This is a genomic window from Micromonospora sp. WMMC415 (genome assembly GCF_009707425.1).
Classification (GTDB): Bacteria; Actinomycetota; Actinomycetes; order Mycobacteriales; family Micromonosporaceae; genus Micromonospora.
In genome coordinates, this window is record NZ_CP046104.1 from 6,070,384 (window position 1) to 6,091,839 (window position 21,456).

Consider the following 21,456-nt stretch of genomic DNA (forward strand, 5'->3'; position numbering starts at 1 on the left):
CGGGTGCGTCATCATGGAGTCATGGCCCGGCTGTACGTCCTCGTCTTCCTCGCGCAGATCGTCCTCGCCGTCTGCGCTCTGATCAGCTGCCTCTCGGCCGAGGAGGGCGACATCCGCGCCCTGCCCCGGGTCGCCTGGGTGCTGATCATCCTGTTCTTCCCGCTGGTCGGGTCGATCGCCTGGTTCGTCGCCGGCCGTGACCGCGGTGCCGGTGGCGCCGCGAAGGCATGGCCGGTCGGCAAGGGCGTCGCCGAGCGCAAGCCCCGGCCGGTCGCCCCCGACGACGACCCCGAGTTCCTCCGCTCGATCGACGAGCGCACCCGCCCGCGGGACCAGGACCTGTTCCGGCGCTGGGAGGACGACCTGCGCCGCCGCGAGGACGACCTGCGCCGCCGCGAGGGCGACCCGCCGCGCGAGGAGAAGAGCCCCGACGCCTGACCGGCCGCCGGCACCGCGTGCCGGCGGCCGGTCCGGCTCAGGCCAGGTTCGACGAGCGGGGGTACGCGTCGGTCGGGTCGGTCAGCACGTTCACCAGGTACGGCACGCCCGCCTCGAACGCCCGCTTCAGCGCCGGCCCCAGGTCGGCGGCCTTCGCCACCGTCTCGCCGGCGCCGCCGAGCGCACCGACCACGGCGTCGTAGCGCAGCTCGGGCTGGAGGTCGGCCGCGACGTCGTAGCCGTACATGGCCCGCATCGGGTGCTTCTCCAGGCCCCAGATGCCGTTGTTGCCCACCACGATCACGACCGGCAGCTTCTGCCGGACCAGCGACTCCACGTCCATCAGCGAGAAGCCGGCCGCGCCGTCGCCCATCAGCACACAGACCTGCCGGTCGGGGTGGGTCACCCGGGCGCCCATCGCGTAGCCCATGCCGGTGCCGAGGCAGCCGTACGGGCCCGGGTCGAGCCAGGTGCCGGGCTGCGCCGGCTCCAGGTAGCGGCCGGCGTACGAGACGAAGTCCCCGCCGTCGCCGATGGTGATGGCATCGCGGGCGAGCACCTTGCGCAGCTCGCCGTAGACCCGGCCGGGGCGGATCGGGTCGCTCTCGGCGGCCATCTCCTCGGCGTCACGGGCCTTGGCGGCGTCCTCGGCGGTCCGCAGGCCGGCGATCCAGTCGGCGTGGTCGGCCCGGTCGCCGGTGTACCCGGCGAACGCGGAGAGGATCAGCCGCAGGTCGCCGGCGGGCGCGGCGGCCGGCTGGACGTGCCCGGCGCGCTGGCTCGGCGCGTCGACGACGTGCACCACCTTCGCGTCGCCGAAGTCGCCGAAGCCGAGCCGGAAGTCCAGCGGGGTGCCGACGACCACGACCACGTCGGCGCCCTTGACGGCGACCCGCCGGGCCTTGGCGAAGGCGAGCGGGTGCTCCGGCGGCAGCGCGCCGCGACCCATGCCGTTGGTGAAGACGGGAACCTGGAGCGCCTCGGCCGCCTCGCGCAGGGCGGTGACGGCGTCACCGGCGTACACGTCGGAACCGGCGATGATCACGGGACGGCTGGCGCCGGCGATCAGGGTGGCCGCCTTCGTCACCTCGTCCGGGTCCGGCTCGATCGGGGCGATGCCCGCCGGCGCGGGCAGGTCCGCGTCGGCCACCGAGAAGACCGCCTCGAGCGGGAAGTCCAGGAAGACCGGACCCCGGTGCGGGGTGAGCGCCGCGGTCAGCGCCGCGCCCACCGCCCGCGGGATGTCGTCGGTGCTGAACACCGTCTCGGCGTGCTTGGTCACCGGGGCGACCAGCGGCAGGTGGTCCATCTCCTGGAGGCTGCCCGAACCCCACCGGAACTGCGGGGCCCGCCCGCCCAGCACCAGCACCGGCGACGCGTTGAAGAACGCGCTGGTCAACCCGGAGATGCCGTTGGTGACACCGGGGCCGGCGGTGAGCACGGCGAGACCCGGTCGCCGCTGGAGCTTCGCGACCGCCTCGGCCGCGAAGACCGCCGACTGCTCGTGCCGCACGTCGTAGATCGGGAAGTCGCCCTTGTGCGCGGCGTCGTAGAGCGGGAAGACGTGCCCGCCGGAGAGGGTGAACATCTCCCGCACCCCGTACGCGCGCAGCGCCGCGAGCGCCAGCTCGCCGCCGTGACCTTCGATCCGCTCCGACATCACCGCTCCCCTTCGTTCCGGATGACCGGGGTCACACGCTACTCAGCGGTAGCCCGAATGTGAACACCGCTCGGGTCAGCGGCCGGTGAAGTCCGGCTTCCGCTTCTCGACGAACGCCGCCATGCCCTCGCGCCGGTCGTCGGTGGCGAACAGCGCCGCGAAGAGCTGGCTCTCCCAGGCGAGGCCGGAGTTCAGGTCCATGTCCAGGCCGCCGTCGACCGCGAGCTTCGCCGCGCGCAGCGCCTGCACCGGCCCGGTCAGGTACGGCTTCACCAACGCCACCGCGGCGTCGTACACCTCGGCGGCCGGGACGACGCGGTCGGCCAACCCGATCCGCAGCGCCTCCTGCGCGTCCACCATCCGGCCCGACATGATCAGGTCCTTGGCGCGAGCCGGGCCGACCAGGCGGGCGAGCCGCTGGGTGCCGCCGGCGCCCGGGATGATGCCGAGCTTGATCTCCGGCTGGCCGAGCTTGGCGTCCTCGGCGACCACCCGCCAGTCGCAGGCGAGGGCCAGCTCGCAGCCGCCGCCGAGCGCGTACCCGGTGATCGCCGCGACCACCGGCTTGGGGATCCGTGCGATCGCACCCAGCGCGCTGGACAGGTCGGCGGCGCGGTCGGCCATGTCCACATAGGACATGTCGGCCATCTCCTTGATGTCCGCGCCGGCCGCGAAGACCTTCTCACCGCCGTACACGATGACGGCGCGGACCTCCGGGTCGGCGGTGGCCGCCGTCGCCGCGGCGCGCAACTCCTCCTGCACCTGGGTGTTGAGGGCGTTCATCGGCGGCCGCTCCAGCCGGATGGTGCCGATGCCGTCCTTGGTCTCCAGCCGCACGAACTCGCCCACGCTGACCCTCACTTCCTCGTCGAAGTCGCGTGCCAACCTTACGGCCCGGCTCGTTGTGGTACGTAGTCTGGTGTCAGCGCCGCCACCGGGAGTTCCGTGATGGTCACGTACTACGACGACAGGTCGGTCCAGGTCACCTCCACCGCCGTGCGGGTGGACGGTCGGACCTTTGCGCTGGCCGAGATCAGCGCCGTGTGGCACCACCGCGGCAGCCGCTCGTGGCGGGTGCTCGCCGGCCGGGGCGCGATCGGCGCGGCCCTCGCCGGGCCCCTGGTCGCCGCCGGGCTGGGCATCGCGCTCGCCCTCTGGCTGGACCGCTCCGCCGCCGTCACGGTCGGGATCGTCGGCGCCTCGGTGCTGGTCGGGCTGGCCGTCGGGCCGGTCGCCGACTTTCTCTTCGAGCACCTGGACCGCTCGTACGCCCGCGGCAGCCGGCGGCTGGAGATCTGGGCCCGCTGGCGCGGCCGACCGGTCCAGCTGCTGGCCACCGGGGATGCCCTGCGGTTCGGCCAGATCTACCGGGCGGTGCAGCGGGCCGTCGAGGCCGGCCACCCGCCCGCGGTTCGCGGCCCGAACGCGATCGGCGCGGGCCGGAACGCGATCGGCGCGGGTCAGAACGGGATCGGCGCGTCCGGCAGCATGCCCAGGCCCCGCAGCAGGCCGTAGCGATCCTCGGCGGCGAGCAGCTCCACGATCGCCGGGGCGAGCACGGTGAGCCCGGGGGACGAGACCGCCGCCGCGCGCAGCTCCGCCAGGCCCTCGTGACGAGGTCCGCCAGTACCGCCGGACCACCTCGACGTTGCGTTCCTGCTCGGTCCCCCGGGCCCGCCTGCCGGTGCCGCTCGGAACCTGTTCGTCGTCGACGCGCCCCTACACGTAGCCCTCCCGGCCCCTTTGGACCTGATGTCGTTGCTGGATTACCCCGCGCCGGCACCCTCGGCGACAGGATGCCCGCCGCCCGGCGTCAGCGCCGAACGTCGCTTGCCACTTGCGGGCCGGAACGCCGAACCCGCTGTGCCCGGACCGGACGCCGAACTCCTCTGGCCCGAACCGGACGCCGATCGCCGCTGACAAGCCGGACCGGACGACGGACGCCGCTGACAAGCCGGACCGGACGCCGAACGCCCCTGACAAGCCGGACCGGACGCCGAACGCCCCTGACAAGCCGGACCGGACGCCGAACTCCTCTGGCCCGAACCGGACGACGAACGCCCCTGACAAGCCGGACTGGACGACGGACCCCACCGGGAGACCTGGCAGGGCGACGAGATATCGGCTGATGTCGTGAATGGGTCAGTTCCAAAGGCGCCGGCCGGCAACAGGTCGCCGCTGCGGGTGCCCATCACCAGGCCTTCCATGGGACCGGCCCGCGTGAGACGAGGTGAGCCGCCACCGGGACGTCGCGGGGTACCGACGGCGGCAGTCCGACGGACCCGACAGGAGGCCCCGACCCGTCCTCGCGGACACCGGCGGTTCGCCGCGGGGTGGTTAGGCTTAGTGATGGCCCTCTATTACCGGGACGACGTGGTGCAGGTGACGTCCGAGTCGATCCGGGTCGGTGGACTGGCGGTGGCGATCGCCGACGTGACGTACGTCTGGCACGCCAAGGGACGGACGACGCTCGCCGTCCGGGGGCGGGTCCTGGGCCGGGGCGTCCTGGTGCTGGTGCTGTCGCTGCCACCGCTGGTGGCCGTGGTGTGCGCGCTCTCGCTCGCGTGGTCGGTGCCGGACCGGGGCTGGCTGCCGGTGCTGATCACCCTCGTCGCGTGCGTCGTGCTCGCGCTGGCGCTCACGCCCTTCCTGGAGATCCCGCTCGGATGGCTGGACCGCTCGTACGAGCGGGGGAACCGCGTGCACGAGCTGTGGGTGCAGGCGCACGGCCGCGAGATGCTGCTGCTGCGCACCCCGGACGCGCTCCGGTTCGGGCAGATCTACCGGGCCGTGCAACGCGCCGTCGAACAGCACGGGGAGCGCCGCTGACGCACACTGGGTGCCATGGCGATTCCCCTCCCCCGGCCCGCGTCGGTCGTCGGCCTCACCCGCTCCGCCCTCGACTCGGCGGCCTCGTTCGCCGCGATCCCCGCCCGCGCCTTCGCGGTGCTCGACGGGGTGGAGGCGCTGCTGACGCGGATCGACGGGGTGGTGGACCGGATCGAGACGTCCCTGGACCGCACCGACCGGGTACTCACCGACGCCGAGGCCGCGGTGGCCGAGGTGGCGGTCATCAGCGCCGCCGCGACCACCGCCATCGAGAACGCCGCCGAGGTGGCCGCCGCCGCGACGGTGGTGGTCGGCGAGGCGGAGAAGGTGGCCCGGACGGCGGGCGCCGTGGTCGGCGCGGCCGACTCGATCGCCGGCCGGGCGGCCGAGACGGTGGGCGTCGCGGCGGAGGCGGCGGCCACCGCGGCGGAGTTGCTGACCGCGTACGAGCCCGCGCTGCGCCGGGGCGCCCCGATGGCGAACCACTTCGTGGAGCAGCTCAGCCACGAGGAGGTGGCCGCCGCCATCCGCCTCGTCGACGAGCTGCCCAAGCTGCGGCAGCACCTCACCGCCGACATCCTGCCCATCCTCGCCACCCTCGACCGGGTCGGGCCGGACCTGCACGACCTGCTCGACGTCACCCGCGACCTCAAGCTGGCCGTCGCCGGCATCCCCGGCCTCAACATGCTGCGCCGCCGGGGCGAACGGCTCACCGACGAGCCGGCCGGGTGACCCGGCACCCGGCACCAGGCGGAGCGCCGGCAGGGATCAGCAGTCGCAGGTGATCGCGGCGGGCGGCGCGGTCAGCTCGTCGACCGGCCGGCGGGTGAGCCCGCCCGGCGCGACGACGGGAAGCCCTTCGCGGACCCAGTACTCGTAGCCGCCGAGCATCTCCTTGACCGCGTACCCGAGCCGGGCGAACTCCAGCGCCGCCCGCGTCGCGCCGTTGCAGCCCGGACCCCAGCAGTAGGTGACGACCCGCGATCCGGCCGGCACGATCCCGGCGGCGCGCGTCGCGATGTCGGCGGTCGGCAGGTGGACGGCACCGAGCAGGTGCCCCTGGTCCCAGGCGGCGGCACCGCGCGAGTCGACCACGACCAGGCCGGGCACCCCCGCCTCCAGGTCGGCGTGCACGTCGCTGACGTCGGTCTCGACGGCGAGGCGGGCGAGGAAGTGAGCTGCGGCGACGGCCGGCGTGGCGGCCGGTACGGCGAAGGCGTGGGTCATGCCGTCGATCGTCGGACCGGCCGGGGCGGCCGGACGAGTGGCGCGTACGCCGTTCTCCGCTAACATCCCGCCATGCCGCTCCGAGCCCCCCGCGACCGCAGTGTCGCCGTCCTCGCGTACCCCGGGATGTCGGTCTTCGAGACGGGCATCGTCACCGAGGTGTTCGGGCTGCCCCGGCCCGAGTTCGACGTCGACTGGTACGCGCTCACGGTGTGCGCGGAGCGGCCGGGGCCGGTGCCGCTGGTCGGCGGCGCCACCCTGCACACCCCGTACGGCCTGGACGAGCTGGCCGCCGCCGCGACCGTGATCGTGCCGGGGGTGGCCGACGTGACCGCCGACCCGTCGCCGGAGCTGGTCGCCGCGCTGCGCCGGGCGCACCGGTCCGGTGCCCGCATCATGTCGATCTGCTCCGGTGCGTTCGCCCTCGCCGGCGCCGGCCTGCTCGATGGGCGGCGCGCCACCACCCACTGGCGGTACGCCGACCGGCTGGCCCGCCGGCATCCCCGCGTCACGGTCGACCCGGACGTGCTCTACCTGGACGACGGCGACATCCTCACCAGTGCGGGCAGCGCCGCCGGTCTGGACCTGTGCGTCCACGTGGTCCGCCGCGACCACGGCGCGGCGGTCGCCAACGCGGTCGCCCGCCGCCTGGTGATCCCGCCGCACCGCGACGGCGGGCAGGCGCAGTTCATCGAGGCGCCGGTGGCGGCCGACCCGGACGACCACCGGATCGCCGGCAGCATGGCGTGGGCCCTGGCGCACCTCGCCGAACCGCTCACCGTGGCGCGGCTGGCCGCGCAGGCGCACATGTCGTCCCGCACGTACCTGCGGCACTTCGCGCGGGCCACCGGGACCAGCCCGATCCGGTGGCTGGTGGACCAGCGGATCCGGGCCAGCCTGGCGCTGCTGGAGACGACCGACGTCCCGGTCGAGGAGGTCGCCGGCGCGGTCGGCTTCGACGCCCCGGTCACGTACCGGCACCACTTCGCCCGGGCGATGCGGACGTCGCCGTCGGCGTACCGCCGGGCCTTCCGCACCGGGACGGCGGGCGGTACGCGGAGCCCTTCCTGACGCCTCAGGCGGCGCGGGCGGTGTACCGGTCGCCGTGCCGCTCGACCAGCAGGGGCAGGCCGAAGGTCTTGGAGAGGTTGTCCCCGGTCAGCGTGTCGCCGAGCAGCCCCTGCGCCACCACGCCGCCCTCGCGCAGCAGGAGCGCGTGCGTGAAGCCGGGCGGGACCTCCTCCACGTGGTGGGTGACCAGCACCAGCGCCGGGGCGTCCGGGTCGTACGCCAGCTCCGCGAGCCGGGCGACCAGGTCCTCGCGGCCACCCAGGTCCAGCCCGGCGGCGGGCTCGTCGAGCAGCAGCAGCTCCGGGTCGGTCATCAGCGCGCGGGCGATCTGCACCCGCTTCCGCTCACCCTCGGAGAGGGTGCCGTACGGGCGATCGGCCAGCGCGCCGACCCCGAGTTGCGAGAGCAGGGACCGTGCGCGGGCCTCGTCGCCGCTGTCATAGCTCTCCCGCCACCGGCCGACGACCGACCACGCGGCGGTGACCACCACGTCGGCGACGCGTTCGTCGGCGGGGATCCGCTCGGCGAGGGCGGCGGTGGAGAGCCCGATGCGGGTCCGCAGTTCGGTCACGTCGGTGCGGCCGATCCGCTCGCCGAGCACGTGGGCGGTGCCGGTGGTGGGGTGCAGCCGTCCGGCGGCGAGATTGAGCAGGGTGGTCTTGCCGGCGCCGTTGGGGCCGAGGACCACCCACCGCTCGTCCAACTCGACCCGCCAGTCGAGGTCGTGCAGGAGGGCCGTGCCGGAGCGGCGCACGCCGACGCCGTCGAGGCTGACCACCAGATCCGCGTCCACGGGCGAGGGGGCGGCAGCGGCGCCGGAAGCGCCGGGGATCAGGTCACCAGTCACGAGGCCCATCCAACCACGCACCGCCGCGGCGCCCCCCACGGGCGGCGTGCCGGGCCTAGGCTGAGTCGCCGTGTCATTGATCACCCCCACCGGAGGACGGCCGATGCCCGTTCGGAGCACGGAGCTGCGCGGATGAGCGCGGTCATCGAGATCGAGGGTCTGCGCAAGACGTTCCACAGCGTGCGGCGCGGGCGCCGGGTGGCGGTCGACGGGTTCGACCTGCTCGTGGAGGCCGGCCAGGTGCACGGGTTCCTGGGGCCGAACGGGTCGGGCAAGACGACCACGCTGCGCGCCCTGCTCGGGCTGGTGCGGGCCGACGACGGCCGGATGCGGGTGCTCGGCGAGCAGGCTCCGGAGCACCTGCCCCGGGTCGCCGGGCGGGTGGGCGCGATCGTGGAGAGCCCGCAGTTCTTCGGCAACTTCACCGCTCACCGGACACTCCGGCTGCTGGCCCGCGCCGGCGGCGTCCCGACGTCCCGGATCGACGAGGTGCTGGACCAGGTGGGTCTGCGCGATCGGGGCCACGAGCGGGTGAAGGGCTACTCCCTGGGCATGAAGCAGCGCCTCGCGGTGGCGTCCGCCCTGCTCAAGAGCCCGGAGCTGCTGATCCTCGACGAGCCGGCGAACGGGTTGGACCCGGCCGGCATCCGGGAGATGCGGGACCTGATGCGGACGCTGGCCGACTCGGGCGTGACCGTGCTGGTCTCCAGCCACATCCTGGCCGAGATCCAGCTGATCTGCGACCACGTGACGATCATCTCGCGGGGCCGACGGGTCGCCGCGGGACGCGTGGACGAGGTGCTGGCCGGCTTCGACCGGCACGAGGTGCTGGTCCGGGTGGACGAGCCGGACCGGGCGACGGAGCTGCTGCGCGGCGCCGGCCTCACGGTCACCGAGCACCCCGACCATCTGGTGGTGCACGGGGTGGACGACGCCGCCACCATCAGCCGAACCCTGGGTGAGCAGGGCGCCTGGGTCCGCGAACTGACACCGCTGCGGCCGGATCTCGAGAGCGTGTTCCTCGAGCTGACCGGGCCGGTCGCGCACCCCGGGGTGCCCCGGCAGGTGGACGGCTCGACGGAATCGGGCGCGGACGTCCGCGACGACGTGATCGACCTGGACCGCAAGGGAGTGGACGCGTGAACCTGGTCCGTGCCGAGCTGGGGCGCCTCGGGTCGCGGCGCTTCGTCCAGCTGATGCTCGTGCTGCTGGTGCTGGCGTTCGGCGTCACCGCCCTGACGAACGTGGCCATCTCCCACCGGCCGACCCCGGGCGAGCTGGCGGTCGCCCAGCAGAAGGCCGACAGCGAGCGGCGCGAGATGGAACTCCACCACGAGCGGTGCCTGGCCCGGCAGCGGGGCGAGCTGCCGCCCGAGGACTTCGACAGTGGCTACTTCCCCTCCGACTGCAGCATCGTGGATCCCGGCCTGCGCGAGCGGTTGCCGGTGGCCGCCGACAAGCTCGTCGGGGTCTTCACCTTCAGCCACGACACCCGCCCCCTGCTGTACTTCCTGATCGCCTTCCTCGTGCTCTTCGGATTCCTGGTCGGGGCCTCCTACATCGGGGCCGACCTGAACTCGGGCGGGGTGGTGAACCTGCTGCTGTGGCGACCCCGCCGGACAACCGTGCTCGGCGCGAAGCTCGGCACGCTGATGGCGGCGGCGCTGCTGCTGTCCCTGCTGGCCACGATCGCGTACCTCGCCACGTTCTGGATGATCGCCCTCGTCGACGGCTACGTCGGCCCGGTGGACGCGGACTTCTGGTCCGACCTGGGCGCCGTCTGGGGGCGCGGCCTGGTCGTCGTGCTGCTGGCCACCGTGATCGGCTTCGCCGTCGCCACGCTGGGCCGGCACACCTCGGCGGCGCTGGGCGCGGTCGCCGCGTACGCGGTGGTCTGGGAACTGGGCGCCCGGCTGGTGCTGGAGATCCTGGAGGTGTCCCGACCGGACCAGCTGATGCTCTCCAGCTATCTGGGTGCCTGGCTGGCCGGGCGGGCCGAGTTCTGGGACCGGAACGCCTGCACGGACTCCTTCGGCGGGTTCTGCGACGGTACCTACACGCTGACCTGGCCGTCGGGCCTCGCGGTCCTGCTGCTGCTCGCCGGCGGGCTGGCCGCGGCGGCCTTCGTGGTGTTCCGCCGCCGCGACCTCATCTGAGGCACGTCCGCTGGCCGGCGGGCTGCGGCAAGACCTTGCAGCCTGCCGACCAGGGGTGAAATATTCCTTCACATGGCGGACGGCGGTGACACCCGGTCAGCCGACCGTGGAGCCGAACACCTCGTCCCGGACGGCCTCCAGGGCGGTGTGCAGGGCGCCCCGCAGGATCGGCTCCTCGGTCAGCCCGGTCGGCACCACCATGGGGCGGACCAGCGTGATAGCGGCGACCTCGTGCTGCACCCGCTCGGCCAACGCCGTCCCGCCGGCCTGCCCGACCTCGCCGGCGAGCACCACCAGCGGCGGGTCCAGCACCACACAGGTGCTCGCCACGCCCAGGGCGAGCCGGCGGGCCAGCTCGTCGAGCATCGGGCCGCCGGCCGCGCCGTCGGCGATCGCCGCGCGCACCGCACCGGCCGCCGTGTCGTCCGCGTACCCGTGCTCGTGGGCCAGCGCGCGGACCGCGTCGCCGCCGACAAGCTGCTGGAAGGCCGGCTTCGCCCGGCGGGAGACGTCGCGCGGGATGGGCGCCCCGGGCACCGGCAGGTAGCCGATCTCACCCGCGGCGCCGCTGGTGCCGTGGTGCAGGCGGCCACCCAGCATGATCGCCAGACCCACGCCGGCGCCGACCCAGACCAGCACGAAGTCGGGGACGCCCTGCGCCGCGCCGGACTGCGCCTCGGCCATCGCGGCCAGGTTCACGTCGTTCTCGAAGACCACCGGGGTGTGCAGGTCCTCCCGGAGAGCGGCGAGCAGGCCGGCGTGCCAGCGCGGCAGGTTGAACGCGAAGGTGATGTCGCCGCTGCCCGGGTCGACCAGGCCCGGGGTGCCCAGCACGATCCGCCGTACGCTCGACAGCTGCGCCTGCGCGCTGCTCGCCACCTGGACGACGGCGTTGTGCACCACGCCCACCGGGTCGTCGGTGTCCCGCGTCGACTGCTCGACCCGGCCGATCACCGCCCCGGTGATGTCGGCGCAGGCGGCGACCACCCGGTCCGCCCCGACGTCCACGCCCACCACGTGGGCGCTGCCGGGACGGACGGCGTAGAGCTGGGCGTTCGGGCCCCGCCCGCCGGCCTGCTCGCCGACCCGGGTGACCAGCCCGCGCTCCTCCAGGCGCTCGACCAGCTGGGACGCGGTGACCTTGGAGAGCCCGGTCAGCTCTCCCAGTCGGGCCCGGGTCAGCGGGCCGCGCTCCAGCAGCAGTTCCAGTGCCGCGCGGTCGTTGAGCGCCCGCAACAGACGGGGGGTGCCGGGGAGCCGGGTCGCACTCATGCCACGTCCTCGAAATATGTAAAGTTTGCTAACTGTAAACCGACCTGCGAACGGGTAGCCGTAGCGTAACGGCCACCCGCGGCCGGAGTGTTCGCCCGACCCGGCACGCCGGGGACCACCTCCGGTACGACGTCCGTGCCACCGGGCACCGAAAGGGGAAGATCAGTGGGGCTGGATCCAGGACTCCGCCGGCTCGCGCTGGGCACGCTGCTCGCCGCCTACCCGGGCCCGGTTCCGCCGGACTGGGCCGTCGACCTGGTCGGCGAGGGGCTCGCCGGGCACACCCTGTTCGGCACCAACGTCCACGACCCGGCGCAGGTGGCGGCGAGCACCGCCACGCTGCGCGCCGCCCGGTCGGACGTGCTGATCGCGATCGACGAGGAGGGCGGGGACGTCACCCGGCTCGCCCACGCCACCGGTAGCCCGTACCCCGGCAACGCCGCGCTCGGCGCGATCGGCGACGTGGCGCTGACCCGACGCGTCCACGAGGCGATCGGCGCCGAACTCGCCACCCTCGGCATCACCGTCAACCTCGCCCCGACCGTCGACGTGAACAGCGCCGACGACAACCCGGTGATCGGCACCCGGTCGTTCGGCGCCGACCCGGTCAAGGTGGCGGCGCACGCCGCCGCCGCGGTGGCCGGCCTCCAGGCCGCCGGCGTCGCCGCCTGCGCCAAGCACTTCCCCGGCCACGGCGCGACCGTCGCCGACTCCCACTACGAACTGCCCACCGTCGACGTGCCCGTGGACGTGCTCCGCGAACGGGACCTGCCGCCGTTCGCCGCGGTCGTCGCCGCCGGGGTGCGGGCGGTGATGACCGCGCACATCCGGGTCCCGGTGCTGACCGGGGAGGGCCCGGCCACCTTCAGCCGCGCGGTCCTGGTCGACCTGCTCCGGGGCGAGTACGGCTTCACCGGCGCGATCGTCACCGACGCCCTGGAGATGAAGGGCGCCGCCGTCGCCGCGGGCGGCGTGGGCCCCGCCGCCGTCCGGGCCCTTGCCGCCGGGGCGGACCTGCTCTGCATCGGCGCCAAGGTCGACGCCGACCTGGTGGAGCACGTCGCGGCGGAGATCGTCACCGCGCTCGGCGACGGCCGGCTGGACCGGGCACGCGTCGAGGAGGCGGCCGGCCGCGCCGCCGACCTCGCCGCCTGGACCCGGGCCGCCGGCACCGTCGAGGCCGCGCCCACCGGCCTGGGGTACGCGGCCGCGCGGCGCGCCGTACGGGTGGAGGGCGTGCTGACCGGGCTGGAGAAGCCCCTCGTGGTGCAACTGCACTCGACCTCCACGATCGCCGAGGGACGGGTGCCGTGGGGCCTCGGCCCGCACCTCGCCGGGGCGGAGGAACTGCGCGTGGTGGCCGCCGAGACCGAACCGGCGATCCTGCTCGGGCTCGCCGGCGACCGGCCGATCGTCCTGGTCGGCCGACACCTGCACCGGTTGCCGGGCGCCGCCGACCTGGTCACCGCGCTGGCCGCGCGGCATCCGGTGGCGGTGGTCGAGATGGGCTGGCCCGCGCAGTGGCGGCCGGCCGGCGTCCGCGCCTTCGTCACCACGTACGGGGCGAGCCACGCCAACGGGCGCGCCGCCGCCGAGGCCCTCGGCCTGGCCGGCTGAGCTGAGCGGGCCGGCCCGTTTCCGGCCGCCGGGATCCGGCCGGGGACGGGCGCGGGCGCGTCCACCCGGCCGGCGCCGTGCATCGGACCGGGCGGCTACGGGTATGCGGGTCGGATGACCGCGACCGAATCCTGGCTCCGGGCGCTCGCCGACCTCGCCCACCGGTCGCACCGGCTGCCGCCCGACGACCTGCCGGTCGCGGTGAACGCCGTTCTCCGGCCGCTGCGGGCCTCGGCGACCGTCTACCTCGTCGACGCGGAGCAGTGCGACCTGCGCCCGCTGCCCGAGCCCGGCCGCCCGACGCCGGAGCCCCTGCCGATCGACACCAGCCTCGCCGGGCGGGCCTTCACCCAGGTGGTGGTGCATGCCGGGCAGGGCCCGCCGCCTCGGCTCTGGCTGCCGATCGTGGACGGCACCGACCGGCTGGGACTGCTGGAGGTGTTTCCCCCGGCGGATGCCGACCTGGCCGACGAGGCCCTGCACGACGGTCTCCGCCTGATCGCCGGCCTGGTCGGCCACCTGGTGACGAGCAAGATCGGGTACGGCGACGGCCTGCACCGCGCGCGCCGCAGCCAGCCGATGGCTGTCTCCGCCGAACTGCTGTGGCAACTCCTTCCGCCACTCACCTTCGCCACCGCGAACACCACGATCAGCGCTCTGCTGGAACCCTGTTACGAGGTCGGCGGCGACGCCTTCGACTACGCCCTGAACGGTGCGACGGTGTCACTGGCGCTCCTCGACGGCGTGGGGCACGGCCTGCCGGCGGTGCTCACCACCTCGGTGGCGCTGTCCGCGCTGCGCTCGGCCCGGCGGGCCGGCGCCGACCTGACCGGGCTGGCCCGGGCGGTCGACGCCGCCATCGCCGGCCAGTGGACCGACGCCCGCTTCGTGACCGCCGTCCTCGCCGAGGTCGACACCGACACCGGAGCGCTCCGCTACGTCAACGCGGGCCATCCACCGCCGGTCCTGCTGCGCCGGGGGCGGGCCGTGCGGACCCTCGCCGAGGGGCGGCGCCTCCCGCTGGGCCTTCCGGACGACCGTGCGGACGTGGCGCACGTCCGCCTGGAGCCCGGCGACCGGCTGCTGCTGCACACCGACGGGGTGACCGAGGCCCGCGACGCGGCGGGTGTCCTGTTCGGCCTGCCGCGCCTCGCCGACCTCGCCGAACGGCACATCCGCTCCGGCCTGCCCGCACCGGAGACACTGCGGCGGATCAGCCACGCCGTCCGTGACCATCAGGCCGGGTGGACCGGTGACGACGCCACGCTGCTGCTCCTGCAGTGGTCCGAGCGGGCCGCGGCCGACACCGAACCCTGACCGCCGGGTCAGGTCAGGCGACGCCAGGTGGGACCGTCGGCGGGAACCGGGTCGGTCAGGCCGAGCAGCGGGCCCACCGCGGTGATCCGCAGGACGCGGGCCACCACCGGCTGCGGATCGGTCACCCGCAGGACGGCGTCCCTCTTCCGGGCGGCGGTGGCGGCCAGGACGAGCACGCGTACGCCGCTGGAGTCGAGGAAGCGCACCTCGGCCAGGTCGACCACGATCTCGCGCACGCCCGGGCGGGCCAGCGCGTCGGTGAGCGCGGCTTCGAGGGTGCCCACCGTCGAGATGTCGAGCTCCCCGGCGGGACGCAGGGTGACCCGGCCGGGGGCCTCACCGGACTCGGCACCCGGGGAATGCTCCACCAAGCCCTCACCTCCGCCCGACATCGTCCGCCCACCGACCATACCGACCGCCACCGCAACCGGCAGCACGCGCACGGCGGACCTGTCGGCAGCGTCCGTCACACAACGCATCACCGCCCCACATCAGCGCTGGACCGTTCCCGCCCAGGTCAGAGTCTGTTTCTCGACACTCCGACCCGCACGCACCACCCTTGCCGTCAGCCCGATGAATACGTAGCGTGATCGATACACACGGTTTCCGGCCCGCCCGCCGGATGCCGCACGGGGCCTGGGGGGAAGGGCGCGGACCGGGGATCCGGCCCGGGAACTCCGGTCCGCGCCCTGCCGACGGGTCAGCTCGGGTAGACGCCGAACGACCGCCAGCCCCGGTCGGCGAAGCCGGCCGCCTCGGCGACCCGGGCGGAGGCGGTGTTGCGCCGGTTGTGCAGGTACGTCGGCACGGCCCCCTCGTCGAGCACCCGGCGGGCCGCCTGGGCGACCAGCCGCCGCGCCAGGCCGCGCCCGCGCGCCGCCGGCACGGTCCCCACCGCCAGCTCGTGGCCGTACGCGTCGTGCCGCTTGATCCCCACGCCCGACAGGTACCGTCCCCGTTCGTCCCGCACCACCAGCACCGGCCGGTCGAACAGCCGCAGCCAGGGCGGCAGGCCCGGTGTGGCCGGCGAGACCCAGTCCCCGGCGTCGGGCAACGGCGCCGGGGCGAGGCTCCACCGGAACACGTCGTCGTGCACGGCCCACCCCGGATGGCCGACCGCCGCCGGCAGGCCGGACAGCAGCCGCCGCACGGAGCCCCGGGCCAGGTCGCGGACGGCGGTCACCCGGTCCGGCGCCACGGACAGCACGGTGCTCGCCGCGGCGGAGACGGCGACCGCCGGGCGGAGCCGGCCGTCCCAGGCGGGCTGCGCCCGGCGGTGGGACCCGACGACGTGCAGACCGGGGCCGGCGGGCCACTGGCCGAGCCACGTGGCCAGGTGCAGGTGGAGCAGCCGGTCGCGCATCGGCTCCTCCCTCCGGCCCCGGTGGTCACTCCGGTGATCACCGTACGCCGACCGCCCGGTGCGGGGGCGCCGTACGGACCGCCGGCCGGGACCGCCGGCCGGGCCGGGCGGCCGACCCGATCGGGCTCAGTGCCGGCCGTGGGCGACGTGCCCGTGCCCGCGGTGGCCGGTCTGACCGGCGTGGCCCGGGTGCTCGGCGTGGTGGTCGGCGCCGGCCGCGTGGTCGGCGTCGTGGTGGTGCCGGTGCGTCACCGCGACCGCGGGCCCGACCCGTAAGCGGCTCGCAAGGATCGCGCCGCCCGCGCATGGCTAGGCTGTGCGGACACGAGGGAGGTCCGGTGACGCAGCGGGTGCTGGTCGTCGATGACGACCGGACGGTCAGCGACGTGGTCTGCCGCTATCTGGAGCACGCCGGCTACGACGTGACGCACGTGGGCGACGGCGTCTCGGCGCTCGCCGCCGTGGCGACCGAGCCACCGCATCTCGTGGTGCTCGATCTGATGCTGCCGGGGGTCGACGGCCTGGAGGTCTGCCGGCGGCTGCGCGCGCGGCCGGACGGCGTACCCATCATCATGCTCACCGCGCGCGGCGACGAGGCCGACCGGATCCTCGGCCTGCAAGTGGGGGCCGACGACTACCTGGGCAAGCCCTTCTCCCCCCGCGAGTTGGTGCTGCGGGTGCGGTCCGTGCTGCGACGGACCGGCGGCGAGCCGGTCACCGCGCCGCCGGACGTGCTGCGCGACGGCGCCCTGGTGGTCGAGACCGGCCCCCGGGTGGCCCGGCTGCACGGCACCGAGCTGACCCTGACCGTACGGGAGTTCGACCTGCTGGTGCACCTGATGCGGCACCCGACGCGGGCGTTCCGCCGGGCCGAGCTGCTGGAACGGGTGTGGGGCTGGAGCTTCGGCGACCAGTCGACGGTCACCGTGCACGTCCGGCGACTGCGCGAGAAGGTCGAGGCCGACCCGGCGACCCCCCGGCGGATCGTGACCGTGTGGGGCGTCGGCTACCGCTACGAGCCCGGCGATGCGTGATCTCGCGCTGATCTTCGCGTTCGCGCTCCTGGCGGCACTCGGCGTGGGCGCGGTCGGCGCGCTCGTCCTCCGCCTGCTGCGCGGCCGGTCCGTCACCGTCCACATCGTCGCCCTGCTGGCGGTCACGGTGACCGCGGTGGTGGCCGGCGTCGCGGTGGTCGCCGAGGCGATGTTCCTCTCCGCCCACGACCGGGACGTGGTGCTGATAACCGTGGCCGCGGCGGCCGTCGTGAGCCTCGTGGTGGGCTGGCTGTTCGGGCGACGCCTGGCCGCCGCGGCGGTCTGGGCCGATCAGGCCCGGCAGCGGGAACGCCGGATCGAGCAGGGACGGCGCGATCTCGTCGCCTGGGTCTCACACGACCTGCGGACCCCCCTCGCCGGGCTGCGGGCGATGGCCGAGGCGCTGGAGGACCGGGTGGTCGACGACCCGGCGACGGTGGGCGAGTATCACCGCCGGATCCGGGTGGAGACCGACCGGATGACGCGCCTGGTGGACGACCTGTTCGAGCTCTCCCGCATCAACGCCGGCGCGCTGCGGCTGACGCTGTCGGCGGTGCCGCTGGGCGACGTGGTCTCCGATGCGCTCGCCGGCACCGCGCCGCTGGCCGCCGCCCGCCGGGTCCGCCTGGAGGCCCCCGACTCGGGCTGGCCCACGGTGCTGGCCAGCGAGCCGGAACTGGCCCGGGTGGTGGGCAACCTGTTGCTCAACGCGGTCCGCTACACGCCGTCGGACGGCACGGTCCGGGTGGACGCCGGGTGCGACACGGACAGCGCCTGGCTCGCCGTGGCGGACACCTGCGGCGGCATTCCGGACGAGGACCTGCCCCGGGTCTTCGACGTCGCCTTCCGGGGCGAGCCGGCGCGCACCCCGCGCCCGGGCGACGGCGCACCCGCCAGTTCCGGCGGTCTGGGGCTGGCGATCGTGCGCGGATTGGTTGAGGCCCACGGCGGGCGGGTACAAGTCCGGAACATCACGGACGGATGTCGATTCGAGATCCGGTTGCCGCTCGCCGGAACCGAGGGTATCGATCGACCGTCATATCTATTTCCATAGACGGACAACATTCTTTGGGACGGTAGGGTCATGCCGAATCAGCCGAATGACCGTTACCAACACGACCCCGAGCTGCTCTGGCCGGACAGCGGGGTCGCGGAACGGTTCCCGGCCCAGCCGCCGTACCGGGGCAACCGCGCGGCCACGCTCACCTGGGGTGAGCTGAACCGCCTGCCCGCCGGCACCTCCACCCGCAACCTCAACACCCGCTGACCCCACCGCGGCGAGCCAGCGCGGGCTTTCGCACACCTGTCGGGTAACGTCTTCTGGTCCTTCGACCGGCCTACGACAGGAGAAGCTCCGCGCATGGGCAAGAAGACGATCCACGTCTCCGACTTCAGCGGCACGGTGCTCCAGCCCGACGACGAGGTCGTCCGCGTCGTCGTCCTGGACCACCCTGACCTGGTGGCCGGGCCCGTGCAGTTGGACGCCACCCCGGTCGAGGTGGAGAGCATCGACGACGCCGCCCTGGACGTCGCGGTCGTCGAGATCCACGACCGGCACGGCGGCGGCGAGCCGCGCCGGGTGGTGCTGACCGCCAGCGAGTTCGACGCGATGGCCACCGACGTGCCGATGGCGCAGCTGCTGAAGACGGCCGAGCGGGTCCGCCCGCCGAAGACGCGCCGGGCCGCCGAAAAGGTCGACCACGGCACCATCGAGCACGCGGGCAGGCCGCACCGGGGCCGGGTCACCGAGGAGGAGGCCCGACTGGTGCGCGAGCGGCTCGACGAGGTCAACAAGCGCCTCGCCGACGCCGGTCTGCGCCAGATCGACCCGGCCGACCCGGAGCACGCCGCACGGTACGGCTTCCCCGCCTGAGCATCCCTCACTCGCCGGTCGGCGCCTGCTTCGTCAACGCGGCGAGCGCGGCCGTGAGGTGGGCCTCGGCGGCGGCCTTGTCGACACCGAGCCCGGACAGCACACCGCTGCCGTCCTCCTGCTCCAGCACCGCGAGCAGGATGTGCTCGGTCCCGATGTAGTTGTGCCCGAGCCGCAGCGCCTCGCGGAACGTCAGCTCCAGCACCTTCTTGCTCTGCGCGTCGAACGGGAGCAGCGGGGACAGCTCACCGCCGGGCGTCGGCGGGAGTGCGGCCGTCGCGGCCTCGCGCACCCGCTCCAGGGGTACGCCCTGCGCGACGATCGCCTGCGCCGCGAGTGCCTCCGGCTCGGCCAGCAGCCCCAGCACGATGTGCTCGGGGCGGATCTCGGTGTGTCCGGTGCCCCGGGCCTCGTTCTGCGAGGCCATGACGACGTTGCGGGCCCGGACGGTGAACCGGTTGAAGCCCTGCTGCGGGTCCAGCGGCGCATCGGTCGACTTCGGCACGAACCGCTTCTGCGCGGCCTGCTTGCTCACTCCCATGCTCCGGCCGATCTCCGTCCAGGAGGCGCCGGAGCGGCGGGCCTGGTCGACGAAGTGCCCGATCAGGTGGTCGGCGAGCTCGCCGAGGTGGTCGGCCGCGGCGACCGCACTGGCGAGCTGTTCAAGTGCGTCCGGGTGGACCTTCTTGATGGCCCCGATCAGGTCGTCGAGGCGTACGGGACTGGTCATCTGCACGGGCTCGGTCATGCGTCAACCATAGGTTGACGCCGGGGTGTCGTCAACCACGAGTTGACGACACCCCGGCCGAGATCAGGTGCAGCGCCAGACCACCGCCCGGATCGTCCCGGAAGCGTCGTCGGCCTGGCCGCCGATCGTGCGACCGTCGTCGCTGACCGTCTCCGCGATGTTGGTCAGCGCGCCCGGCTCGTGCTTCGCCAGGTCGGGCAGCGTCACCGGTCCCGCGTCGGAGAGGAACAGGCCCCGCCCCTGTCGGTCGGTCCCGACCTGCCAGCCGTGCACGTTCGCCGTGCTGGCCCGGGTGGCGAACGCGGGGAACAGCCGCGCCTCACCGGTGCGGACGTTCCACCGCACCGCCGACGCCGCGCCGGCGCCCCCACCGGTGAGCGCACCGGTCGCCCATCCGTTGCGGACCGTGAAGGCCCGGGCGCCGGTCGCCCCGTCGACCTTCGGCAGCGGCAGTTCCCGGTGCGACCCGTCGGGGAACCACACGTACGGCCGCTCGGCCCGACGACCGTCGGTGACGACCGTGCCGACCACCGTGCCGTCCTCGTCGACGTCGTGCGCCTCGCCGCCGGACGCCCCTGCGGGCAGCGGCAGCTCGGTCGCCTCGCTCGCCGGGGACGCCCACACCAGCGGGCGGAGGGACTCGCCCACCCCGACGATCTTCCCGGCCTCGTTGACGGCGCGGGGCGAGCCGAAGGTCACCCCACGCAGCCGGGTCAGCCTGCCGTCCGAGTACGCGTACGGAACCGGCCCGGACCCCGCGTCGCCGGGCGCCAGCCGCTGGTGGGCCGCCCCCACCGCGAGCCCGCCCGTCGTGACGTCCTGCAGCGTCTGGTCGGCCCCCCGCATGGGCACCTTGGTCGCCCTGCCCGCCGTCCACACGAGGACCTGGTACTCGCCGTTCCGCGGGTACGAGCGGCCGAGCAGGATCCGCCCGGTCGGGTCGGCCCCGGTCACCAGGGCCATCGTCACCCCGTCCGGCACGGGGAGCGCCGAGATCGCGCAGCGGGTCGGCGGCGGGGGCGCCGCGGCGACCGACGGAGCCGTGCCGGGCCGGCTCGACGGGCTCGCCGTCGGCTCGGCGCCGGCCGACGCACGCGGTCCCGCGGCGGGCCCGCTCGCCGACCTGCCGGGCTGGTCGGTCCGCAGCGCGGGCACCGCCAGCGTGCCGCCGGCCACCACGGCGAGGCACATCCCGCCCGCACCGGCGTACGTGAAGGCGCGCCGCAACCGGCGCCGCCGCCGGCCGTCGGTCATCGCCCGCCGCACGTCCACCGTGGTCCTGCTGGTCGGCTCGCGGTCCAACCGCAGCAGCCCCAGGTCGTCGTCGCGCTCGGTCATCCCGCGTACCTCTCTCTCGTCGCCGCGACAGGCGCCCGCTCACCGAGCAGGCGGCGCAGGGCGGCCAGACCGTGCGAGGTCTGGCTCTTCACCGTTCCGGGCGAGCAGTCCAGGATCTCCGCCACCTCGTTCACCGGCAGGTCGCAGATGAACCGCAGCACCAGCACGGCCTGCTGCCGGCGCGGCACGCGGGCCAGCGCGGAGCGGAGGACCTCCCGGTCCTCGGCGCCGGCGTTCTGCACCGGCGGCGGCTCGGGCGGCGCCGCGAACAGCCGTACCCGGGACCACGCCCGCCGCCGCTCGTCGATGAAGGCACGCACGAGCATCGCGCGCACGTACCGGTCGAGGTCGTCGGCGGCGCGGGCGCGCGCCCACTTCACGTACAGCGTGGTGATGGTCTGCTGGACCAGGTCGTCGGCCCGGTGTTCGTCCCCGGTGAGGAGACAACCGAGCCGTCGCAGCGCGGGTATCCGCGCCGTGACGTACTCGACGTACTCGTCGTCGCCGTCTGCCATTCGCCGCTCCTCCAACCGGTGACGTCCCACCCTCAGACGGGCCCGGTGGTCCGTCCGGTTGTATCCGCTCTGGGGAAACCTGTGGCACCACCCCGACTTGCGTTCGACGGGCGAGGTGACGTAGGAGCTACGCATGTCGAACGGCATGCGG

23 protein-coding genes and 1 pseudogene are annotated in these 21,456 nt (G+C 74.5%); 14 read left to right on the forward strand and 10 right to left on the reverse strand.

Translation table 11 applies throughout. The annotated features are described in order from the left end of the window. Window positions 1-21: 21 nt before the first annotated feature. Complete coding sequence (locus GKC29_RS28390) at window positions 22-438, forward strand: PLD nuclease N-terminal domain-containing protein (protein ID WP_155333725.1); 417 nt, start codon at window positions 22-24, stop codon at window positions 436-438. A gap of 37 nt (window positions 439-475) precedes the next feature. On the opposite strand, the gene GKC29_RS28395 is transcribed toward GKC29_RS28390, so the two are convergent. After that, window positions 476-2,098 (reverse strand): acetolactate synthase, encoded by a 1,623-nt coding sequence (locus GKC29_RS28395; RefSeq protein WP_155333726.1) that lies wholly within the window; start codon window positions 2,096-2,098, stop codon window positions 476-478. A gap of 75 nt (window positions 2,099-2,173) precedes the next feature. Continuing rightward, a complete protein-coding gene (locus GKC29_RS28400) occupies window positions 2,174-2,947 on the reverse strand; it encodes an enoyl-CoA hydratase-related protein (RefSeq protein WP_155333727.1) in 774 nt (257 codons plus the stop codon). Window positions 2,948-3,046: 99 nt separating this feature from the next. Here GKC29_RS28400 and GKC29_RS28405 point away from each other — a divergent pair, with 99 nt between their 5' ends. The 3 genes from GKC29_RS28405 (at window position 3,047) to GKC29_RS28415 (ending at window position 5,659) form a co-directional block, all read left to right on the forward strand. Then, window positions 3,047-3,613, forward strand: coding sequence for a DUF6232 family protein (locus GKC29_RS28405; RefSeq protein ID WP_155333728.1), 567 nt, complete (start codon window positions 3,047-3,049; stop codon window positions 3,611-3,613). A gap of 834 nt (window positions 3,614-4,447) precedes the next feature. Next, window positions 4,448-4,927 carry a DUF6232 family protein gene (locus GKC29_RS28410; protein WP_155333729.1) on the forward strand — a complete coding sequence of 160 codons (480 nt, stop codon included), beginning with the start codon at window positions 4,448-4,450 and terminating at the stop codon, window positions 4,925-4,927. Window positions 4,928-4,942: 15 nt separating this feature from the next. Beyond that, window positions 4,943-5,659, forward strand: a complete 717-nt coding sequence (locus GKC29_RS28415) for a hypothetical protein (RefSeq protein WP_155333730.1) — start codon at window positions 4,943-4,945, stop codon at window positions 5,657-5,659. A gap of 36 nt (window positions 5,660-5,695) precedes the next feature. Here GKC29_RS28415 and GKC29_RS28420 read toward each other — a convergent pair whose 3' ends face one another. Continuing rightward, window positions 5,696-6,154: a rhodanese-like domain-containing protein gene (locus GKC29_RS28420; protein WP_155333731.1), complete on the reverse strand. Its 459-nt coding sequence runs from the start codon at window positions 6,152-6,154 to the stop codon at window positions 5,696-5,698. A 72-nt stretch (window positions 6,155-6,226) separates the two neighbouring features. Here GKC29_RS28420 and ftrA point away from each other — a divergent pair, with 72 nt between their 5' ends. After that, window positions 6,227-7,225, forward strand: coding sequence for a transcriptional regulator FtrA (ftrA, locus tag GKC29_RS28425; RefSeq protein WP_155333732.1), 999 nt, complete (start codon window positions 6,227-6,229; stop codon window positions 7,223-7,225). Window positions 7,226-7,229: 4 nt separating this feature from the next. Here the strand turns inward: ftrA and GKC29_RS28430 are convergent. Next, window positions 7,230-8,081, reverse strand: a pseudogene (locus GKC29_RS28430) (ABC transporter ATP-binding protein); the annotation flags it as partial. A gap of 123 nt (window positions 8,082-8,204) precedes the next feature. Between GKC29_RS28430 and GKC29_RS28435 the strand changes: the two are divergent. After that, window positions 8,205-9,215, forward strand: coding sequence for an ABC transporter ATP-binding protein (locus tag GKC29_RS28435; protein WP_155333734.1), 1,011 nt, complete (start codon window positions 8,205-8,207; stop codon window positions 9,213-9,215). Further along, the gene (locus GKC29_RS28440; RefSeq protein WP_155333735.1) at window positions 9,212-10,228 is read left to right on the forward strand and encodes an ABC transporter permease subunit; all 1,017 of its coding nucleotides are present in this window, start codon (window positions 9,212-9,214) and stop codon (window positions 10,226-10,228) included. Before GKC29_RS28435 ends, GKC29_RS28440 begins: the two co-directional genes overlap by 4 nt. A gap of 96 nt (window positions 10,229-10,324) precedes the next feature. On the opposite strand, the gene GKC29_RS28445 is transcribed toward GKC29_RS28440, so the two are convergent. After that, window positions 10,325-11,500 (reverse strand): ROK family transcriptional regulator, encoded by a 1,176-nt coding sequence (locus tag GKC29_RS28445; protein ID WP_155333736.1) that lies wholly within the window; start codon window positions 11,498-11,500, stop codon window positions 10,325-10,327. A gap of 165 nt (window positions 11,501-11,665) precedes the next feature. Between GKC29_RS28445 and GKC29_RS28450 the strand changes: the two genes are divergently transcribed. Both GKC29_RS28450 and GKC29_RS28455 read left to right on the forward strand, forming a co-directional pair. Beyond that, entirely contained in the window at window positions 11,666-13,117 is a 1,452-nt protein-coding gene (locus tag GKC29_RS28450; RefSeq protein ID WP_155333737.1) for a glycoside hydrolase family 3 N-terminal domain-containing protein, read from the forward strand. Window positions 13,118-13,231: 114 nt separating this feature from the next. Further along, on the forward strand, window positions 13,232-14,434 hold the full coding sequence (locus GKC29_RS28455) for a PP2C family protein-serine/threonine phosphatase (RefSeq protein WP_155333738.1): 1,203 nt from the start codon (window positions 13,232-13,234) through the stop codon (window positions 14,432-14,434). Between the two features lie 8 nt (window positions 14,435-14,442). On the opposite strand, the gene GKC29_RS28460 is transcribed toward GKC29_RS28455, so the two are convergent. Continuing rightward, window positions 14,443-14,802, reverse strand: a complete 360-nt coding sequence (locus GKC29_RS28460) for an STAS domain-containing protein (protein ID WP_196255759.1) — start codon at window positions 14,800-14,802, stop codon at window positions 14,443-14,445. Between the two features lie 332 nt (window positions 14,803-15,134). Next, complete coding sequence (locus tag GKC29_RS28465; RefSeq protein WP_155333740.1) at window positions 15,135-15,797, reverse strand: GNAT family N-acetyltransferase; 663 nt, start codon at window positions 15,795-15,797, stop codon at window positions 15,135-15,137. 138 nt (window positions 15,798-15,935) lie between these two features. On the opposite strand from GKC29_RS28465, the gene GKC29_RS28470 reads away from it, so the two are divergent. The 5 genes from GKC29_RS28470 to GKC29_RS28490 all read left to right on the forward strand — a co-directional run bounded on the left by GKC29_RS28470 (window position 15,936) and on the right by GKC29_RS28490 (window position 18,704). Beyond that, window positions 15,936-16,073, forward strand: coding sequence for a hypothetical protein (locus tag GKC29_RS28470; protein WP_155333741.1), 138 nt, complete (start codon window positions 15,936-15,938; stop codon window positions 16,071-16,073). Between the two features lie 62 nt (window positions 16,074-16,135). Beyond that, a complete protein-coding gene (locus tag GKC29_RS28475; protein ID WP_155333742.1) occupies window positions 16,136-16,831 on the forward strand; it encodes a response regulator transcription factor in 696 nt (231 codons plus the stop codon). Continuing rightward, window positions 16,824-17,885, forward strand: a complete 1,062-nt coding sequence (locus GKC29_RS28480) for a sensor histidine kinase KdpD (RefSeq protein ID WP_155333743.1) — start codon at window positions 16,824-16,826, stop codon at window positions 17,883-17,885. The genes GKC29_RS28475 and GKC29_RS28480 overlap by 8 nt, the downstream gene beginning before the upstream one ends. 30 nt (window positions 17,886-17,915) lie before the next feature. Further along, window positions 17,916-18,098 carry a hypothetical protein gene (locus GKC29_RS28485; protein ID WP_155333744.1) on the forward strand — a complete coding sequence of 61 codons (183 nt, stop codon included), beginning with the start codon at window positions 17,916-17,918 and terminating at the stop codon, window positions 18,096-18,098. A 93-nt stretch (window positions 18,099-18,191) separates the two neighbouring features. Further along, window positions 18,192-18,704 carry a hypothetical protein gene (locus GKC29_RS28490; RefSeq protein ID WP_155333745.1) on the forward strand — a complete coding sequence of 171 codons (513 nt, stop codon included), beginning with the start codon at window positions 18,192-18,194 and terminating at the stop codon, window positions 18,702-18,704. 7 nt (window positions 18,705-18,711) lie between these two features. Here GKC29_RS28490 and GKC29_RS28495 read toward each other — a convergent pair whose 3' ends face one another. From GKC29_RS28495 to GKC29_RS28505, 3 genes are all read right to left on the reverse strand, one after another. After that, window positions 18,712-19,452 (reverse strand): Clp protease N-terminal domain-containing protein, encoded by a 741-nt coding sequence (locus GKC29_RS28495; RefSeq protein WP_155333746.1) that lies wholly within the window; start codon window positions 19,450-19,452, stop codon window positions 18,712-18,714. 63 nt (window positions 19,453-19,515) lie between these two features. Beyond that, the gene (locus tag GKC29_RS28500; protein ID WP_155333747.1) at window positions 19,516-20,790 is read right to left on the reverse strand and encodes a hypothetical protein; all 1,275 of its coding nucleotides are present in this window, start codon (window positions 20,788-20,790) and stop codon (window positions 19,516-19,518) included. Then, on the reverse strand, window positions 20,787-21,305 hold the full coding sequence (locus tag GKC29_RS28505; protein WP_155333748.1) for a SigE family RNA polymerase sigma factor: 519 nt from the start codon (window positions 21,303-21,305) through the stop codon (window positions 20,787-20,789). The genes GKC29_RS28500 and GKC29_RS28505 overlap by 4 nt, the downstream gene beginning before the upstream one ends. Window positions 21,306-21,456 lie beyond the last annotated feature (151 nt).

What these genes read in the sequence shown, in the direction of transcription:
- GKC29_RS28390 (WP_155333725.1), top strand. Translation starts at nt 22, where the DNA reads ATGGCCCGGCTGTACGTCCTCGTCTTCCTCGCGCAGATCGTCCTCGCC.
- GKC29_RS28495 (WP_155333746.1), bottom strand. Translation starts at nt 19,452, where the DNA reads ATGACCGAGCCCGTGCAGATGACCAGTCCCGTACGCCTCGACGACCTG.
- ftrA (WP_155333732.1), top strand. Translation starts at nt 6,227, where the DNA reads ATGCCGCTCCGAGCCCCCCGCGACCGCAGTGTCGCCGTCCTCGCGTAC.
- GKC29_RS28395 (WP_155333726.1), bottom strand. Translation starts at nt 2,098, where the DNA reads ATGTCGGAGCGGATCGAAGGTCACGGCGGCGAGCTGGCGCTCGCGGCG.
- GKC29_RS28435 (WP_155333734.1), top strand. Translation starts at nt 8,205, where the DNA reads ATGAGCGCGGTCATCGAGATCGAGGGTCTGCGCAAGACGTTCCACAGC.
- GKC29_RS28415 (WP_155333730.1), top strand. Translation starts at nt 4,943, where the DNA reads ATGGCGATTCCCCTCCCCCGGCCCGCGTCGGTCGTCGGCCTCACCCGC.
- GKC29_RS28410 (WP_155333729.1), top strand. Translation starts at nt 4,448, where the DNA reads ATGGCCCTCTATTACCGGGACGACGTGGTGCAGGTGACGTCCGAGTCG.
- GKC29_RS28480 (WP_155333743.1), top strand. Translation starts at nt 16,824, where the DNA reads ATGCGTGATCTCGCGCTGATCTTCGCGTTCGCGCTCCTGGCGGCACTC.
- GKC29_RS28465 (WP_155333740.1), bottom strand. Translation starts at nt 15,797, where the DNA reads ATGCGCGACCGGCTGCTCCACCTGCACCTGGCCACGTGGCTCGGCCAG.
- GKC29_RS28500 (WP_155333747.1), bottom strand. Translation starts at nt 20,790, where the DNA reads ATGACCGAGCGCGACGACGACCTGGGGCTGCTGCGGTTGGACCGCGAG.
- GKC29_RS28420 (WP_155333731.1), bottom strand. Translation starts at nt 6,154, where the DNA reads ATGACCCACGCCTTCGCCGTACCGGCCGCCACGCCGGCCGTCGCCGCA.
- GKC29_RS28445 (WP_155333736.1), bottom strand. Translation starts at nt 11,500, where the DNA reads ATGAGTGCGACCCGGCTCCCCGGCACCCCCCGTCTGTTGCGGGCGCTC.
- GKC29_RS28455 (WP_155333738.1), top strand. Translation starts at nt 13,232, where the DNA reads ATGACCGCGACCGAATCCTGGCTCCGGGCGCTCGCCGACCTCGCCCAC.
- GKC29_RS28505 (WP_155333748.1), bottom strand. Translation starts at nt 21,305, where the DNA reads ATGGCAGACGGCGACGACGAGTACGTCGAGTACGTCACGGCGCGGATA.
- GKC29_RS28405 (WP_155333728.1), top strand. Translation starts at nt 3,047, where the DNA reads ATGGTCACGTACTACGACGACAGGTCGGTCCAGGTCACCTCCACCGCC.
- GKC29_RS28485 (WP_155333744.1), top strand. Translation starts at nt 17,916, where the DNA reads ATGCCGAATCAGCCGAATGACCGTTACCAACACGACCCCGAGCTGCTC.
- GKC29_RS28490 (WP_155333745.1), top strand. Translation starts at nt 18,192, where the DNA reads ATGGGCAAGAAGACGATCCACGTCTCCGACTTCAGCGGCACGGTGCTC.